At 65.2% G+C, this 16,526-nt stretch carries 13 protein-coding genes and 1 pseudogene; 10 read left to right on the forward strand and 4 right to left on the reverse strand.

Annotation, left to right across the window (positions count from 1 at the left end):
• Window positions 1–21: 21 nt before the first annotated feature.
• The 5 genes and pseudogenes from LRC39_RS11105 (at window position 22) to LRC39_RS11125 (ending at window position 7,863) form a co-directional block, all read left to right on the forward strand.
• Window positions 22–2,043 carry a putative bifunctional diguanylate cyclase/phosphodiesterase gene (locus tag LRC39_RS11105; protein ID WP_346297289.1) on the forward strand — a complete coding sequence of 674 codons (2,022 nt, stop codon included), beginning with the start codon at window positions 22–24 and terminating at the stop codon, window positions 2,041–2,043.
• Window positions 2,044–2,289: 246 nt separating this feature from the next.
• Window positions 2,290–3,720, forward strand: coding sequence for an aldehyde dehydrogenase family protein (locus LRC39_RS11110; RefSeq protein WP_346297290.1), 1,431 nt, complete (start codon window positions 2,290–2,292; stop codon window positions 3,718–3,720).
• Window positions 3,721–3,828: 108 nt separating this feature from the next.
• Window positions 3,829–5,043, forward strand: a complete 1,215-nt coding sequence (locus LRC39_RS11115; protein ID WP_346297291.1) for an acyltransferase family protein — start codon at window positions 3,829–3,831, stop codon at window positions 5,041–5,043.
• 329 nt (window positions 5,044–5,372) lie between these two features.
• Entirely contained in the window at window positions 5,373–7,079 is a 1,707-nt protein-coding gene (locus LRC39_RS11120) for an IlvD/Edd family dehydratase (RefSeq protein WP_346297292.1), read from the forward strand.
• A gap of 89 nt (window positions 7,080–7,168) precedes the next feature.
• Window positions 7,169–7,863, forward strand: a pseudogene (locus LRC39_RS11125) (DUF899 family protein).
• Between the two features lie 24 nt (window positions 7,864–7,887).
• Here the strand turns inward: LRC39_RS11125 and cowN are convergent.
• Window positions 7,888–8,166, reverse strand: a complete 279-nt coding sequence (cowN, locus tag LRC39_RS11130) for a N(2)-fixation sustaining protein CowN (RefSeq protein WP_107344121.1) — start codon at window positions 8,164–8,166, stop codon at window positions 7,888–7,890.
• Between the two features lie 398 nt (window positions 8,167–8,564).
• On the opposite strand from cowN, the gene LRC39_RS11135 reads away from it, so the two are divergent.
• Window positions 8,565–9,761 carry a DUF2778 domain-containing protein gene (locus LRC39_RS11135; protein ID WP_107344122.1) on the forward strand — a complete coding sequence of 399 codons (1,197 nt, stop codon included), beginning with the start codon at window positions 8,565–8,567 and terminating at the stop codon, window positions 9,759–9,761.
• A 137-nt stretch (window positions 9,762–9,898) separates the two neighbouring features.
• Complete coding sequence (locus tag LRC39_RS11140) at window positions 9,899–10,228, forward strand: hypothetical protein (protein WP_107344123.1); 330 nt, start codon at window positions 9,899–9,901, stop codon at window positions 10,226–10,228.
• A gap of 97 nt (window positions 10,229–10,325) precedes the next feature.
• Here the strand turns inward: LRC39_RS11140 and LRC39_RS11145 are convergent, their stop codons facing one another.
• Both LRC39_RS11145 and LRC39_RS11150 read right to left on the reverse strand, forming a co-directional pair.
• Window positions 10,326–10,580 carry a hypothetical protein gene (locus LRC39_RS11145; protein ID WP_264055266.1) on the reverse strand — a complete coding sequence of 85 codons (255 nt, stop codon included), beginning with the start codon at window positions 10,578–10,580 and terminating at the stop codon, window positions 10,326–10,328.
• A gap of 187 nt (window positions 10,581–10,767) precedes the next feature.
• Window positions 10,768–11,517 (reverse strand): SDR family NAD(P)-dependent oxidoreductase, encoded by a 750-nt coding sequence (locus LRC39_RS11150; RefSeq protein WP_346297293.1) that lies wholly within the window; start codon window positions 11,515–11,517, stop codon window positions 10,768–10,770.
• A 114-nt stretch (window positions 11,518–11,631) separates the two neighbouring features.
• Between LRC39_RS11150 and LRC39_RS11155 the strand changes: the two genes are divergently transcribed.
• From LRC39_RS11155 to LRC39_RS11165, 3 genes are all read left to right on the forward strand, one after another.
• The gene (locus LRC39_RS11155; RefSeq protein ID WP_346297294.1) at window positions 11,632–11,946 is read left to right on the forward strand and encodes an ArsR/SmtB family transcription factor; all 315 of its coding nucleotides are present in this window, start codon (window positions 11,632–11,634) and stop codon (window positions 11,944–11,946) included.
• Between the two features lie 295 nt (window positions 11,947–12,241).
• On the forward strand, window positions 12,242–12,421 hold the full coding sequence (locus tag LRC39_RS11160) for a hypothetical protein (RefSeq protein ID WP_346297295.1): 180 nt from the start codon (window positions 12,242–12,244) through the stop codon (window positions 12,419–12,421).
• Window positions 12,422–12,677: 256 nt separating this feature from the next.
• On the forward strand, window positions 12,678–15,449 hold the full coding sequence (locus tag LRC39_RS11165) for an autotransporter outer membrane beta-barrel domain-containing protein (protein WP_346297296.1): 2,772 nt from the start codon (window positions 12,678–12,680) through the stop codon (window positions 15,447–15,449).
• 57 nt (window positions 15,450–15,506) lie between these two features.
• On the opposite strand, the gene LRC39_RS11170 is transcribed toward LRC39_RS11165, so the two are convergent.
• Entirely contained in the window at window positions 15,507–16,193 is a 687-nt protein-coding gene (locus LRC39_RS11170) for a UPF0149 family protein (protein WP_346297297.1), read from the reverse strand.
• Window positions 16,194–16,526 lie beyond the last annotated feature (333 nt).

The following is a 16,526-nucleotide window of genomic DNA, read 5'->3' on the forward strand; positions in this document are numbered from 1 at the left end:
GAAAGCAGGTTCCGATTGCAGATGGCCGAACTTCCTTCCGCACCCGATGCCCACACCTGGGGGATGATCACCCTGGCCGCCGTGCTGTGCGCGCTGGGTGCCGTCGCTGCATATGGCGGGCTGCGCAGCATCCGGGTTAGCGAGGGCAAGGGACGCCGATACTGGATCGTCGCCACCGGCTTTGCCTCGATCAGTTCAGTTATGGCTGTTGCGGCGCTGGCGCTGCTTGCGGCCTCAGATGCGCCGCTCGCGCCGACCATCGCGCTGGCGCTCATGATCGGCTCGGTGATCGCGACCACTGGTTTTGCCAGCCTGGCGGTGTGGCTGAGTTCGATCGCAGGCCGCCGCACCCAACTGACCTTGGCCGAACGCGACATGGTGCTGGACGCAATCCTCAATGATGCGGCGCGCGGCTTCTGTCTGTTTGACGCCGATGGGCGGCTGCAGCTCTGGAACGAGGCCTTCCTCGACATCTATGCGATCCCGCCGGGCCGCGAGATCGCTGGTCACTGCCTGCGTCGCACGCTGGCGGTGATGCGGAATTCCGGCAACTTCGTCAGCGACAAGCGGCAACTGATTGAACTCGGCGCCGCGCTCGCCTCGGGCGGGCCGGCCGGCCTGGTGGCCGAACTGCGAGACGGCCGGCATATCCGGATCGATCTGAGGCGCCTGCCGAATGGCGGCTGGATCGCCAAACACAGCGACGTCACCGATCACAAGCAGGCCGAGCAGCGCTTCGCTTATCTGGCGCTGCACGACGTCGCCACCGGTCTGCCGAACCGCGCCGCGTTCAACGACCGCATCGTGCAGAGCGTCGAACAGGCGCGCCGCTTCGACGGCAGCTTCGCGGTGATCCGGCTCGGCATCGACCGTTTCAAGGAGATCAACGACGTATTCGGCCAGGCGGTCGGAGACGCGGTGTTGGCCGAGATGGCGCGCCGCCTCGCCGACACCTGCCATTGGGGCTTCCTGGCACGGCCGGGCGGCGACGAGTTCTCGATCGTCACTCCGCCCGATGCCGCGGCCGATTCGATCCAGGATATCTGTCGGCAGCTCGCCGAGCTGTGCGATACCGAGTTCGAAGTCGATGGCCATCACATCCGCGTCGGCGCAACTGCCGGCGTCAGCGTCTATCCGCGCGACGGCGATGACGCCGATACGTTGATCGCTCACGCCGACGTCGCACTGTATCGTGCCAAGACCGAGCAGCGCGGCACGGTATGCCTGTTCGAGCCGGCGATGGACCTGCAGATCCGTGAAAAGCGCGCGCTGCAGCGGGAGCTCGCGGTGGCGCTTGAGCAGCGGCAGTTTGAAATCCACTACCAGCCGCAGGCCAGCACCTCCGGCGAGATCGTCGGCTTCGAAGCGCTGCTGCGCTGGCGCCATCCGGTGCGCGGCATGGTGTCGCCGGCGCTGTTCGTGCCTCTCGCGGAAGAGACCGGCCAGATCGGCCCGATCGACGAATGGGTACTGCGCAGCGTCTGCGCCGAAGCGGCGTCATGGGCTAAGCCGCTGGCGATCGCCGTCAACTTCTCGCCGCTCGACTTCCGCCGCTTCGATGTGCCGGCACTGATCCTGCAGATTTTGCTGGAGACTGGACTCGAGCCGTCGCGGCTCGAGATCGAAATCACCGAAGGCGTGCTGATCGATGATTTCGCCGGCGCGATCGCGATCCTGCGCAAGATCAAAAATCTCGGCGTGCGCGTCGCCATGGATGATTTCGGCGCCGGCTACTCGTCGCTGTCGTATCTGCAGTCGTTTCCGTTCGACAAGATCAAGATCGATCAGGCCTTCACCCGGAAGCTCGAGACCAATCCGGAATCGGCCGCGATTGTCGAGGCGATCCTCAGCCTGGCACGGACGCTGAAACTGCCGGTGATCGCCGAGGGCGTCGAGACCGAGAAACAGCTCGCCTTCCTGGCTCAGGCCGGCTGCGACGAGGTACAGGGCTATCTGATCGGCAGGCCGCAACCGATCGCGCATTACCGCGATCTGACCACCGGCGAAGCGCTCGCGTCGACACCGTTGGCGCAAGCGGTTTGATGCTGCGCCGCAACAGGATCGTCGCAATTTCCGTGCAGTGGTAGAAGATCTTTCTCGATCACGCCACACACGCGCAATTGTGCGAGGACGCCTTGCTCCGCTCGTGTCGGTGATTTTATATGCCGTTCCCGCATATGGCGGTGGTCGATTTTTCGGACCGTTCGTACCGAGGCGAGGGCCTCGCGCGACGGCGCCGATCCTGATCACACTCACCACCAACCACCCGCGATTAAGCAAGAGGTTCCGATGGTCAACCGCATGCAGTTCTACATCGATGGCGCCTGGGTCGATCCCGTCGTCAAGAAGTCGACGCCGGTCGTCAATCCCGCCACCGAAGAGGCGATGTATGAGGTTGCGCTCGGCTCCAAGGCCGACGTCGACAAGGCGGTCGCCGCTGCCAAGCGCGCGTTCGAAACGTTCTCGGTGACCAGCCGCGAAGAGCGCATCGCGCTACTGGAAAAGGTGGTCGCGAGCTACAAGAGCCGGATGAAGGAAATCGGCGCCGCGATCTCCGACGAGATGGGCGCGCCGTTGCCGATGGCCGAAAAGATGCAGGCCGGCGCCGGCCTCGGTCACATCATGTCGACGCTCGATGTTCTGAAGAACTATCAGTTCGAGGAGCCGCTCGGCTCGGCGATGATCGTGCGTGAGCCGATCGGCGTCGTCGGCATGATCACGCCGTGGAACTGGCCGCTCAATCAGATCGCCTGCAAAGTCGCGCCGGCGATCGCGGCCGGCTGCACCATGGTGCTGAAGCCGAGCGAATTCACCCCGACCTCGGCGCTGCTGTTCGCCGAAATCCTGCACGAAGCCGGCGTGCCGAAGGGTGTGTTCAACCTCGTCAACGGCCTCGGTCCAGAGGTCGGCGCGGCGATGAGCGAACATCCCGACATCGACATGATCTCGTTCACGGGTTCGACCCGCGCCGGCATCGACGTCGCCCAGCGTGCGGCGCCGACGGTGAAGCGCGTCAGCCAGGAGCTTGGTGGCAAGTCGCCGAACGTCATCTTGGAGGACGCCGACCTGACCAAGGCGGTGACCGGTGGCGTGATGCATATGTTCAACAACTCCGGTCAGTCGTGCAACGCGCCGAGCCGGATGATCGTGCCGCTGTCGAAGATGAAGGAGGTCGCGGCGATCGCCAAGGGCGTCGCCGAGAAGACCAAGGCGGGCGATCCGCGCGGCGAAGGCACCACCATCGGTCCGGTCGTCAACCGCATCCAGTGGGACAAGATCCAGGCGCTGATCAACAAGGGCATCGAGGAGGGCGCCACCCTGGTCGCCGGCGGTCCGGGCCTGCCGGAAGGCGTCAACAAGGGCTTCTATGTACGCCCGACGGTGTTCGCCGACGTCACCAAGGACATGACCATCGCGCGCGAAGAAATCTTCGGGCCGGTGTTGGTGATCATGGGCGCCAAGGACGAGAACGAGGCGGTCGAGCTCGCCAACGACACGCCGTATGGTCTGGCCGGTTACGTCTCGGCCGGCTCGGTTGACCGCGCCCGCGCGGTCGGCCGCAAGATCCGCGCCGGCAACGTCAACCTGCAGGGCGTGCCCAACGAACGCACCGCGCCGTTCGGTGGCTACAAGCAGTCGGGCAACGGCCGCGAGTGGGGCAAGTTCGGTCTCGAAGAATATCTCGAGGTCAAGGCAATCGCCGGCTTCAACGCCGCATAACTGCGACCGCGCGATGCCGGGACCGTGTGGTTCCGGCATCGCCGCGGGGTTAATGATTAATACGTTCGTGCATTGATCCGGGTTCGAACGCCTGCCATTGCTGCTCCAATGGCCGTGACGCTACGAACCGACACCATTCATTTCGGCGCGCTCGACAGTTGGCGTGGCCTGTGCGCGATCTTGGTCGCGCTGTTTCATCTCAGTGTGCTCGGCCACATTCACGACGTTCCGCTGATCAGAAACGCATTTCTGTTCGTCGACTTCTTCTTCGTGCTCAGCGGCTTTGTGATCACCCACGCGTATCTCGGGCGCCTCAACACGGGCTCGGAGTTCACCGCCTTCGCGATCAAGCGGCTGGGGCGGATCTGGCCTTTGCACGTCGTCGTGCTGGCGGCGTTCGTGCTGGCCGAGGCCGTCAATTTCGCGCTGGCAATGGCGATCGGCTTCAAGACCGGACACGCGCCGTTCGCCGCAGAAGGCTATCGGCCGCTGGTCGCGATTCCGGCGCAGTTGCTGCTGCTGCAGGCGGTGAATGTCTCGGACAAGCTGACCTGGAATTTCCCAAGCTGGAGCATCGGGGCGGAATACTGGACCTACCTCGTCTTCGGCCTGATCGCGCTCACCATGCCGCGGTGGCGGACGTTTGTGCTGGCCGCGGTCGGGCTGCTCGCGGCTGCGGTCGTGGCGTCGTTTTCAAAGCACGGGATCGAAACCACCTACGACTTCGGACTGTTTCGCTGTCTGTACGGCTTCACGGTGGGCCATCTGACCTACCTGATCTACCGGACCGCGAAGGCTGCACCCAGCCGGCGTTTCGGCACAGCGATCGAGCTCGGCATCGTCGCATTGGTCTGCGGTTTCGTCGTTGCCGCCGGGAGAGGACCGCTGTCGCTGGCTGCGCCTCTGCTGTTCGGCGTCACCGTGCTGATCTTCGCTTACGAGCGCGGACTGGTCTCGCGGATGTTGAAGTGGCCGGTGTTCGTCAAGCTCGGCGAGCTGTCGTATTCGATCTACATGGTGCATGCCTTCGTGGCTTTGATGATCATGACCGCTGCGACGATCGGGCAGAAATTGATCGGGCGCCCTTTGCTCGTGGAACAGATCCACGACGGCGAACCGGTAAAGGTGATCGCCAACCTGAACGTCTACGTGCTGGACGCGATCTTCGTGGCCTACATCGGGATCGTCATCGGCCTCTCGGCGCTGACCAGACGGCTGGTTGAAATTCCCGGCCAACGTTTGTTCGGCCGTTGGGCCCAGAAGGCGGCTTCGGCACCTCGACCGGCCGCAGCTCCACTGGGACCGGTGTCACAACAACCTTAGGGACGGCCGCGCCGTCTTTGCTGCCGAGGGACCGCCGCACCGCCGAGGGCGCGGTCCGGTAGTCGTCCGAGTAGTTGTTTCATCTTACCGTCGTTAAAAGGAGCTTAAGTGCCGCGGCTCCGGGGCGATCGACTCGCCCGAACGAGGGCGAAGGATCCGATGAACCCGTTGCTTTCCGTTTCCCATCGACGTCAGTTCCTGACCATTGCCCTCAGCGGCGTCGCGATTCTGATCGCGTTGGTTGTGGCCAAGGTGATCACCTGACCCTCCGCGATTGACATCGGCGTCTGCCGTCCCTCAAGTGCAGCGAAACTGCTGCGGGACGGAACATGGCCGACGGATTGCGCAAGGGACTGACAGCTTACGGCGATTCAGGATTCTCGCTGTTCCTGCGCAAAGCCTTCATCAAGGCGATGGGCTATTCGGACGACGCGCTCGACCGGCCGATCGTCGGCATCACCAACACCCACAGCGACTACAATCCCTGCCACGGCAACGCACCGCAGATCATCGAGGCGGTGAAGCGCGGCGTCATGCTGGCCGGCGCGATGCCGATGGTGTTTCCGACCATCTCGATCGCCGAGAGTTTTGCGCATCCGACCTCGATGTACTTGCGCAACCTGATGGCGATGGACACCGAGGAGATGATCCGCGCCCAGCCGATGGACGCGGTGGTGGTGATCGGCGGCTGCGACAAGACGCTGCCGGCGCAAGTGATGGCCGCGGTGTCGGCCGATCTGCCGACGGTGGTGATCCCGGTCGGGCCGATGGTGGTCGGGCATCACAAAGGCGAGGTACTTGGCGCCTGCACCGACTGCCGGCGGCTGTGGGCGAAGTATCGCGCCGGCGAAATCGACGATGCCGAGATCGAGGCGGTCAACGGCCGGCTGGCGCCGTCGGTTGGCACCTGCATGGTGATGGGCACCGCGTCGACGATGGCCTGCATGATCGAGGCAATGGGGCTGTCGCTGCCGATGAGCGCGACGATCCCGGCGCCGCATGCCGAGCGCTTCCGCTCGGCGGAGGCCAGCGGACGTGTCGCCGCCGCGATGGCCAAGGCCAAGGGGCCGCGCCCCAGTGAGCTTCTGACGCCGGCGGCGTTTCGTAACGCGCAAGTGGTGCTGCAGGCGATCGGCGGATCGACCAACGGACTGATCCATCTCACCGCGATCGCCGGCCGTGTGCCGCATCGGATCGATCTCGACGAGTTCGACGCGATCGGCCGCCAGGTGCCGGTGCTGGTCGATCTCAAGCCGTCCGGCGCGCACTACATGGAACACTTCCACCACGCCGGCGGCGTGCCGAAGCTGATGGCGCAGCTCGGTGATCTGATCGAACTCGACGCCAGCACTGTGACCGGCGCGACGCTGCGTGAGGTGGTGGCGCAGGCCGAGGACGTGCCGGGCCAGGACGTGATCCGCTCGCGCGATAATCCGATCCGCGGCGAGGGTGGGCTTGCGGTGCTGCACGGCAATCTGGCGCCGCGCGGCGCCCTGATCAAACACGCCGCGGCATCGCCCGGCCTGCTGCAGCACACCGGCCGCGCGGTGGTGTTCGAAACGCTGGAGGACATGGCGCGGCGGATCGACGATCCCGATCTCGACGTTGCCGCCGACGACGTGCTGGTGCTGCGCAATGCCGGACCGAAGGGCGCGCCCGGGATGCCGGAGGCCGGCTATCTGCCGATCCCGCTGAAGCTGGCGCGGGCAGGGGTGAAGGATATGGTGCGGATCTCGGACGCGCGGATGAGCGGCACTGCGTTCGGCACCATCGTGTTGCACATCACGCCGGAGAGTGCCGAGGGCGGACCGCTGGCGCTGGTGCAGACCGGCGACCGGATCGCCCTCGACGTCGCCGCGCGCCGGATCGACCTGTTGGTCGACGACGCAGAGCTCATCCGCCGCCGCGCGGCGCTGCCGGTGACTGCTGCAACCCGCCCGGCACGCGGCTACGCGCAGTTGTTCCACGACGCGGTGTTGCAGGCCGACGAGGGCTGCGACTTCGATTTCCTCACGGCGTCCGGTCGCTCGACCTAGCCGGTTCCCGACCGGCGGTTGTTTGGCGGCTGTCGGATTGGCGTGTGCTCGTTCGTCCCATGGAGACACCATGGACTGAAGGAGCCGTCATGACCCTGAAGCCTGCGATCGAACTCGCCCGTGCCAGCGGCGTGCGCTATCCGAATGAGAGTGCCGAGTATCGCCGCGCGCGCGAGGCGCTGCTCGCCGAAGAGATCGAACTGCGCCGTCACATCGAGCGCGTTGCCGCGCAGCGCCGGCAGCTGCCGCCGGGCGGCGAGGTCACAAAGCCCTACGCTTTCGAAGGCGACGGCGGGCGGACCGACCTCGCCGGCCTGTTCGGCGGCAAGCAAAGCCTCGTCGTTTACAACTTCATGTACGGCCCGCAGCGCGCCGAGCCGTGCCCGATGTGCACCTCGCTGCTGAGCGCCTGGGACGGCGAGGTGCCGGACATCACCCTGCGGGTGGCGCTGGCAGTCGTCGCGCGGTCGCCGATCGATCGTTTGGTGGCGTTCAAGCGGCAGCGCGGCTGGCATCATCTGCCGTTGTTTACCGACCTGACTGATGCGTTCAGCAACGACTATCATGCCATCACGCCCAGCGGCGACGAGGTGCCGGCGTTCAACGTCTTCACGCGCCGCGACGGTACGATCCGGCACTTCTGGGAGGCGAGATGACCGGTGCGACGTCCGATCCGGGCCAGGACCCGCGCGGGGCCCCGGACCTGATGCCACTGTGGACTATCTTCGACTCCACCCCGGAGGGGCGGGGCGTCGATTGGTACCCACGCTTGCGTTACACCTGAGCCGTTGCGGCGGTGCTTACCGGCTCACATCAGGTTGGCCTCGAGATCTTCCAGCATCTCGAGAGTTTCGAGGTCGCCATTGTCTTCGAGCAGCTCGCGCAGCGTCGGCAGATAATTGTGGAGGATGCGCAGGTCGTCGAGACCCTGCTTGTCGCGCAGCTCGACGCGCTTCTGGGCGAAGTACGCCCAGAACGGGTTCTCCCCGGCATCGACATGGCGCTGGAGCCGCTGCATCACCCGCTCGGAGCGACCCTCCCAGTCGCAGTGTTTGAAGCTGACATAACGATCGAAGGAAGCTGACATTCTGGGCCTCAAAACGTAAGAACGCGGCTCAGATGCAACCGGTATGCCATGGCCGGCGAGTCGTGCCGTCCTGCGCCGAAGGGCCGCGGAAGCGGGGGCCGGTCCGGCCGGCCCGATCCCGCGTAGTATTACGAGGATTGGAATTCAGCGGACTTGGCGGGCAGGAGTCGCGACCTCCGGCGTCGCGCGATTTCAAGTAAACTATTGATATGACATCAAAAAGATGCGCGGAGAGGCCGTAACTATCCGTTAACCATAACGGAGCATGGTTCCCATTCGAGGCCGCTTAAACTGCATTTAACTAAAACCCGCCTTAATCGCGCTCCTCTGTTCTGCCACATCTGTATGCGGTATCTTGGTTCGCCGCTGACCGATGGGGAAAGTCGGGAAGTGAGCGAATGACAGTCGGCACGGGGCGGCGATCGCTGTCCAACCAACGTGGGGCCCGCTACATGGGGTTTCGGAAATCGCTCGGCGCGATCGGAATCGCGCTGCCGGTGATCGGTTGCGTCTGGACGGTTTATGCCAACACCGTCGGCGCCAGCATCTATCCGACCGTCGGCTCTTTGCGTGACGATCAGAGCACGCGCTCCTCGATCGAACGCACCTCGTTCTCCGCACGGTTCGAACCGCTCGCCGCCGCCGCCGAGGCCGCGCCGCAACTGATGGCTTCGCTAGCGCTGAAATCCGCCTTCAAGAGCCAAGAGAGCAAGGGCGTCCAGGTCGCGTCCGCCGATCCGACCGACGTTCCGGTCACCGCCAGCGTCCAGGCCTCCGAGCCCGCCAAGACCGGCCATCGCTATTACGCTCTGCTCGATCCTTCCTATTCGTTCGGCTTCCAGCCCGATCGGTTCAAACAGCCCGGCCAAAATCGTCCCGCGGCGGCCGAAACCGAGGACGACGCCAAGGTCGGGGTCGCACCGCCGCCGTCGCCGGTGAAGGAAGCGATGAACGTGCCGCTGCCGCCGCAGCGCACCAAGTCGGTCGCTGCCGTCACCCCGCGCAATCCGTCGCGCAACCCCTTCAGCCACGAAGCCCTGGTCGCCCGCGCCAAGTCGGCGATCCTGATGTCCGCGCAAAACCACAAGTCGAGCTTCTTCGAGAAGCTGTTCGGCAAGGTCGACAGCCCGGCGCTCGCTTACGCCTCGGCCGACACCAGCGACATGGACGTTGGTCAGGTTCGCGACAGCGCCTTCAATCCCTCCGACGAAGATCGCTACACCGCCGTCTACGACATCACCGCCAAGATGGTGTACATGCCGGACGGCTCCAAGCTCGAGGCGCATTCCGGCCTCGGCGCCCGGATGGACGACCCGCGCCACGTCAGCGTGAAGATGCAGGGCGCCACCCCGCCGCACATTTACGACCTGAAGATGCGCGAGAAGCTGTTCCACGGCGTTGCCGCGATCCGGCTCACGCCGGTCGGCGGCGAGGACGTGATCTACGGCCGCACCGGTCTGCTGGCTCACACCTACATGCTCGGGCCGCGCGGCGACTCCAACGGCTGCGTCTCGTTCAAGGACTACAACGCGTTCCTGCAGGCGTTCAAACGCGGCGAGGTCAAGCGCCTGGTGGTGGTCGGCAGCCTTACCTGATCAGGCTGACCCACCACGTAGCCCGGGTCGCCGCCGCGAGCGGCGCGCCCAAACTGCCTTCTCTCCACAATCCGTGAACGCTCCGGCCGGAACCAGTTGGCCGGGCTGGCACTTGGTCGATCAAAGGGAGATCGACCATGACCCCACGCTTGTCTGCTGCCGTGTTCGCGTTCACCGTCGCCGCTGGCGGCTCCGCCGTCGCGCAGGATCAAGGCACGGCCGCGCAGCGCGAAGCCTGCACGCCCGACGCCTTCCGACTCTGCGGCCAGTTCATTCCCGACGCGTCTCGAATCGAAAGCTGCCTGCGTGAGGCTGGGCCGCGGCTGAGCCCGGCCTGTTACGTGGTGTTCAATCCGCCGAAGACCAACAACCAGCGGCCGCTCCGCACGGTGCGCCGTCAGGCTCCCCAAGACTTCCAGCAGGTCGACGACGACAGCCGCGTCGGCCGCAACTTCGATCGCTGGTGAAGAAGGCTTAAGGTCAGCGTCTGAAATGCGAAGAGGGCGGATCGAGATCCGCCCTCTTGTTTCGCTGCGAGCTTTAACGCCGTTGCCGCTTCGCCGATCAGCGGCAGACGCGGGTGGTGCGAACCACGCGATGGCCGTGCGGACCGCGGGTGACGACCTTTCGTACGGTGCAGTGCGGGCCACGGCGGATCACCCGCCGCCGCTCGACGTAGCGCTGCGCTGAAACGTCGGTCATCGGAGCGGCGACCAGCGGCTGCGAGGCCCGGGCGGGCGTGGCGGCAGAGGCGGGAGCACTGAGCGCTCCAAGACCCAGAAACAGCGCAGCGGCGGCAGCAAAGGCAGTTGTCTTCACACGCGTTCTCCTCTTCGGCCTCGATGTCCAAGATGGCCGGTAGGCTGCAACGACGAGCAACGCGTTTGGTTCGCGGGGCGCGGCGCCTCGTCGCAGATCGGTGCGACAGCTGACGCAACTCGAAGCATGACCGAGCGGCAAGTAAGCTCCGGCGCTGCCGCCAGAGCTTTGAGCGTAGCCGGAGCGCTTACTTCAGGCCGCCGGTGACGTGCAGGGTCTCGCCCGTCACGTAAGAGGCGCCGTCTGAGGCGAGGAAAGCCACGACCGAGGCGATCTCGGCGGCTTCGCCGACACGGCCGAGCGGGGTGATCGCTTCGACCTGCTTTCGCATCTCGCCGTCGTGGAAGCCCGCAGCTTTGACGCCTTCGGTGACCACCATGCCGGGGTTGACCGCGTTGACGCGGATCTTGCGCGACGCCAATTCCTTCGCCAGCACCGCCGTGATCAGGTCGACCGACGCCTTGGTGGCGCCGTACACCGCGGTGTTCGGCATCGCGATCGTCGAGACCCCGGATGAGATGTTGACGACGCTGCCGCCGTCTTTGAACTGCCGCGCCGCCGCCTGCGTCACCAGCAGCAGGCCGAGCACGTTGACGTCGAACTGGCGGTGGAAGTGCTCCGGCGTGATCGCATCGAGCGCGCCGAATTCATAGACGCCGGCATTGTTGACCAGCACGTCGATCGGGCCGAACGCCGCCACGGTCGCGTCGACGATCGCCTGCGCAGCCTTGGGATCGGCGACACTGCCGCCGACCGCGATCGCCTTGCCGCCCTGCGCAGTGATCTTGTGAACGACGTCGTCTGCGCCCTGTTTGCTGGACGCGTAGTTGACGGCGACTGCCGCGCCTTCTGCCGCGAGCTTCAGCGCGATCTCCGCGCCGATGCCCTTCGATGCGCCGGTCACCAGCGCCACTTTGCCTTGCAGTGTCTTGGTCATGATCGTTCGGTTCCTGATCGGAGCTGCGGCCACCGCTGACGGGTGGCCTTCGGTTCAGTAGTTCGGAAGTATAGAACTATTGAACCAGATCAAGGGGGCGCCTATATCTTTTTCATGGTGCAGTTCGTTCATCCCGCACGCGAGGACATCTCGCTCGCCGGCGTGCTTGCCGCGCTGGCGGATCCAATGCGGCTGCGCATCGTCAAGGCGCTGCTTCAGGAAGGCGACTGCATGTCCTGCGTCGCGGCGGCACCGTGCCCTGACATTCCGAAGTCGACATTGTCGAACCACTTCCGCGTGCTGCGTGAAGCGGGTTTGATCCGCACCACCAAGAGGGGCGTCGAACACCGCAACGTCGTGCGCGAAGCCGACGTCAACGCGCGCTTTCCCGGGCTGCTCAAGGCGATCCTGAAACATGCGGAGGAGTAGGGCGATCAATCGACTTCATCGCAGCGAGTCTGCGAAAGGGGCGGCACCGGCTGCAATGTCGTCATCGATTGCGCGTTGCATCGAGTGCGCCGAGTGATTCTGTCCGACGTTGGTACATCATCGTACGCAGGCCGACGATATACGAGGCGCAAACCGCGAGCGGCGACAGGGAATCAGTATAAGGCGGCGCCTATTGCCCAGCGCCGTTCTACACAGCGGCAAATCGCGCGGCGCCGTGAGGCAAACATCCACAAGAATCCGCAGAGCAAACCTGCGACAGTCTGAAGCGGCAGGTATGTTGTTGCGTGATGGAACCCACCCAATTAAACAAAAAGCAATGTTCAAAAAGAGACGGTCGGCGGGGGCCAAGATGGCGACTGGCAACAAGATCATTTTCAAAGCGTTGCAGGACGCTTTCGCTCATTGCACGCAGGCGTTGCCGATTTCTGCGCCGATCGAGGGCAGCAACGTTTAGTCCGCAGCTGGCAGGTCTCGACTTGCACGACACATTGCGCGGTCGAACGAACGCTTAGCGGTTCGCTCCAACGCTCTTCCGACATCCGGCTTCAACAGACCGCCTCGGTCTGAGCGGCGAAGCTTTGTCCAAATGCCGCCGGTCTCGACCGGCTGCCATTCTGTTTGCTGGCGGCGTCGTCCTCGACGCCGTGTTGAAGCCGCTGCTCCCGCAGCGACCTTCCGCTCCGATCTCCCTCTTGTTCTTGGAAGTCACGATGAAAAAGCAACTGCTGCTCACGACGTCGCTCGCGCCGCTTCTGGCGGTGGGGGTGCTCGGCAGTGCCCCGGCGCTGGCGGATTGCGCGATCTCCGGCAATACGACCGGCCTCACTTGCAGCAGCGGCAGCATTTCCTCCACTCCCAGCACGGCCGTTACGGTCGGCGACGGTGCCGGAGCCAACGGCAGCGTTACCCTCAGCGGCGCAGGAGCGAGCTGGACCGACACCAACGAGGTGAGCGTCGGCCGCGATGGCGGCGTCGGCAGTATCAATGTGTCGAACGGCGCCTCGCTGACCACCCGGCGGCTGGGACTTTCCACCGCGAGCTGGCAAGCGGGCAGCGGCGGCAATGGCTCGCTGGTGGTGACCGGACCGCAGACCGTGTGGACCAGCACCGCCGGCATCGATATCGCGCGCACCGCGGGGGCGACCGGCAGCCTGACGATTTCAAACGGCGCGGCTGCTTATATCCGCAATACCGGCATCTACACCGGCGCCGGAGCCGAGGTCACCATCCGGGATGCCGGCACCCATGTTGAGATCGGTGATCCGAACAATTCGAGCGCTGCGGCGTGGCTGAGTCCTTCCGGCGGCACCGTCAACGTCCTGAACGGAGCCTATCTCTATGCCAGCGGCATCTATGTAGGACCGGATGGCAGCAATCTCACGACCATGAACATCTCGGGCCGCGGCACGATCGTCGATGTCGCTGAGCGGATCTATGTTGGCGGCCAGAACGGGGGACGCGACGTCGATCCGATGAACGGCAACGGCATTCTGAACGTGACCGATGGCGCTGTGGTCACATCAGCTTCCATTGGTGCCGGCATGGACCCGCATTCGCAAGGTACCATCAACGTTTCCGGGGACGGCACACGCCTGTGGGCTAAAGCCAATGTCGCCGGCAACGCCCCAGGGAATGTCTATGCCGGCTTCAATGGCAACGGCACCGTGGTGGTGTCGAACGGCGCCGAGCTCAAGGCCGACAACGAGATCCGGATCGGCTACGACACCCAGGGGCAAGGCGTGCTCGCGATCGGTGCGGGGAGCGGGCAGGCGGCCGCCGCGCCGGGCACGATCACCGCGCCCCGCATCGTGTTCGGCAGCGGCACCGGTCAGCTCGTCTTCAACCACACCTCGTCCAACTACACGCTGGCGTCCGACATCATCGGCAACGGCTCGATCCAAGCAATTGCCGGCCGCACCACGCTGACAGGCGATTCTTCGCAGTTCACCGGCACGATGCAGGTGAGCGGCGGCATCCTGACCATGACCGGCGTGATCGGCGCGGTGATGGCGGTGGAAAGCGGCGCGGTGCTGACCGGCTCCGGCACGGTCGGCGGCGTCGACGCCCAGGCCGGTGCAACAGTCGCGCCCGGCAACAGCCCCGGTACGCTGACGGTGACCGGCAATTATCAGCAGGCGGCCGGCTCGACCTACAATGCTGAGCTGGTACCCGGCAGCACGGTGTCGGACCGGATCGCGGTCGGCGGCACCGCGACGATTGCGCCTGGCGCGATCCTGAAGCTCACCAAGTATGGCGCTTCGCCTTACGCGCTGGATGCGCGCTACACCGTGCTGACCGCCGCAGGCGGCGTCAACGGCACCTACGTCCTCACCGGCGACACCAGCGTGTCGGCGTTCTATTCGCTGATCGCCAACTACGATCCGAACAACGTCTATCTGCAGGCGGTGCAGACCCGCGGCTTCACTGAGGTGGCTCTGACCGCCAATCAGCGCGCCACCGCAGGCGTGCTGCAGGCGATGGGGAGTAGCGGCGGTCTTCGTGCCGGCGTCGCGGCGTCGCCGACCGACACTGCGGCACGGGCGGCGTTCGATCAGCTCTCGGGCGAGGCCTTCGCATCGGCCAAGACAGCGCTGCTCGACGACAGCCGGTTCGTGCGCGAAGCGACCTCGCGGCAGGTGCAGTCCGCGCTGCGCGGACCTGCCACGGCGGTATGGGCGCGCGCCTATGGCTCGTGGGCGAAGGCTGATGGCAATGGCAATGCCGCAGACGTGCGTCGCAACGCCGGCGGCGTACTGTTCGGTGCCGATGGCGAATTGTTCAACGCGCTGCGGCTCGGCGTGGTCGGCGGCTATGGGTCGACCTCGATCAATCTCGACGGCGGCCGCGGTTCGGTGACGGGCGACACCTACAGTGTCGGCGTCTACGGCGGCCGGGCCTGGAACGCGCTGGCGGTCAGCTTCGGCGCCAATCACGCCTGGCATAATCTGTCGTCGAGCCGCACCGTGGCGCTGACCGGCTTCTCGGACCGGCTGACCGCGGACTACAACGCCCGCACCACGCAGGTCTATGGCGATGTCGGTTACACCGTCGAACTCGGCCGCGCCGCGCTGCAGCCGTTCGCCGGCCTTGCTTATGTCAGCCTCGACACCTCCGGCTTCACCGAGCGGGGCGGGGCGGCTGCGCTCCGCAGCGCTGGCGACAATGTCGATGCGACGTTCTCGACACTCGGCCTGCGTGCCAACGGTGCGCTGACGCTCGGCACCACCGCCGTGACGGCGAGCGGCATGGTCGGCTGGCGGCACACGATGAACACCGTGATCCCCACCGCCACGAACGCGTTTGCGACCGGCAATGCGTTCACGGTATCGGGTCTTCCGCTGGCAAAGGACGCTGCTGTGTTCGAAGCCGGCCTCGGCACCGCGCTCAATCCGAGCACCGCGCTCAGCGTCAACTACTCCGGACAGGTCGGCTCAAGCATCTCTGACCACGGCGTCCGCGCCAACCTCCGCGTCTCGTTCTGAGCCGACAACGCGGCTGCCGGATGAGCGATCGTCCGGCGGCCGCCGCACCGCGGTGCTTCAGGTCATCCCGCAGCAGCGTTTGTACTTCTTGCCCGAGCCGCAGGGGCAGGGGTCGTTGCGGCCGACTTTGCGTGCCGCTGAGGGCGGTCCCCATTCGATCTCGCGCCGCGCCGGGTCATGGGCGATGCGCCAGCGGTTCAGCGTCAGGATCCAGCCGGCGATCTGGTCGGAGTTCGGCGCGGTGATTGCGGGGCGATCGCTGGGCGGACTGTCCGCTTCGGCGTTCGCCTCAGCGTCGGCAATCTCGATCAGATCGAGCAGCCCGTTGAACGCGGCCGTCGTCGCTTCGTCGGCATCGTCCAGGCGGCTCCACGTCTCGGGCCGCAGGTCGGTCGCTGCCGCGAAGCCGTCGATCCAGACCTGCCACACCAATTCGCCGCTTTCGGGATCGACCGGCAGCAGCGGCTGGTAGCGCTCGGGGTGGTCCGACAGCGTCCGGGCGACCGAATTGTAGTACTGCACGATCAGCGCGAACACGCGGTTGGCGTGCGCGGGATCGGTCAGCGGCGAGGGAGCGTCACCGACCTGCCAGACCGTCGGCAGCCAGTCGCCGGGCTTGATCGGCTCGGGACACAGCAGCAGGCCGGCAACGAAGCCGTCGAGTTCCTCGACCAGCATGGCGTCGGGGCCGAGCGCCTCCAGCGCGTCGTCGAGCCTGTCGATATAATTTGCTGATTTGGCCATGGATGGGTTCGCTCGGGCGGTGGTGAGAGGGAGCGCCCTCTGTAGCGCGGATCGCGCGATGGTGCGCGCTCTTGGAGTAAATGCGACAATCTTCGAGATCGTCATTCCCAGACGCGAGCGAAAGCTCGCGGGCCCGAAATCCTTAACCACTGGAGTTCAAGCTGGATCAAGAACGCATCGACGGCTGTGCTTGACCGCTAGCACAGCGAGTATGGGTTCCGGGCTCGCGCTTCGCGCGCCCCGGAATGACGAACGAGAGATTGGAATTTGATAGCCGAACAAAAAAAGCCCGGCGTTTCCGCCGGGCTTCATCGTCTTTGCGAAGGTCGCTGG

This window comes from Rhodopseudomonas sp. P1 (assembly GCF_039642825.1).
Classification (GTDB): domain Bacteria; phylum Pseudomonadota; class Alphaproteobacteria; order Rhizobiales; family Xanthobacteraceae; genus Rhodopseudomonas; species Rhodopseudomonas palustris_H.

Bases quoted from the DNA above. Each gene is read 5' to 3' on its own strand.
- LRC39_RS11160 (WP_346297295.1), top strand. From the start codon at position 12,242: ATGTTGTTGCGTGATGGAACCCACCCAATTAAACAAAAAGCAATGTTC.
- LRC39_RS11120 (WP_346297292.1), top strand. From the start codon at position 5,373: ATGGCCGACGGATTGCGCAAGGGACTGACAGCTTACGGCGATTCAGGA.
- LRC39_RS11165 (WP_346297296.1), top strand. From the start codon at position 12,678: ATGAAAAAGCAACTGCTGCTCACGACGTCGCTCGCGCCGCTTCTGGCG.
- LRC39_RS11140 (WP_107344123.1), top strand. From the start codon at position 9,899: ATGACCCCACGCTTGTCTGCTGCCGTGTTCGCGTTCACCGTCGCCGCT.
- cowN (WP_107344121.1), bottom strand. From the start codon at position 8,166: ATGTCAGCTTCCTTCGATCGTTATGTCAGCTTCAAACACTGCGACTGG.
- LRC39_RS11135 (WP_107344122.1), top strand. From the start codon at position 8,565: ATGACAGTCGGCACGGGGCGGCGATCGCTGTCCAACCAACGTGGGGCC.
- LRC39_RS11115 (WP_346297291.1), top strand. From the start codon at position 3,829: ATGGCCGTGACGCTACGAACCGACACCATTCATTTCGGCGCGCTCGAC.
- LRC39_RS11155 (WP_346297294.1), top strand. From the start codon at position 11,632: ATGGTGCAGTTCGTTCATCCCGCACGCGAGGACATCTCGCTCGCCGGC.
- LRC39_RS11110 (WP_346297290.1), top strand. From the start codon at position 2,290: ATGGTCAACCGCATGCAGTTCTACATCGATGGCGCCTGGGTCGATCCC.
- LRC39_RS11150 (WP_346297293.1), bottom strand. From the start codon at position 11,517: ATGACCAAGACACTGCAAGGCAAAGTGGCGCTGGTGACCGGCGCATCG.
- LRC39_RS11170 (WP_346297297.1), bottom strand. From the start codon at position 16,193: ATGGCCAAATCAGCAAATTATATCGACAGGCTCGACGACGCGCTGGAG.
- LRC39_RS11105 (WP_346297289.1), top strand. From the start codon at position 22: ATGGCCGAACTTCCTTCCGCACCCGATGCCCACACCTGGGGGATGATC.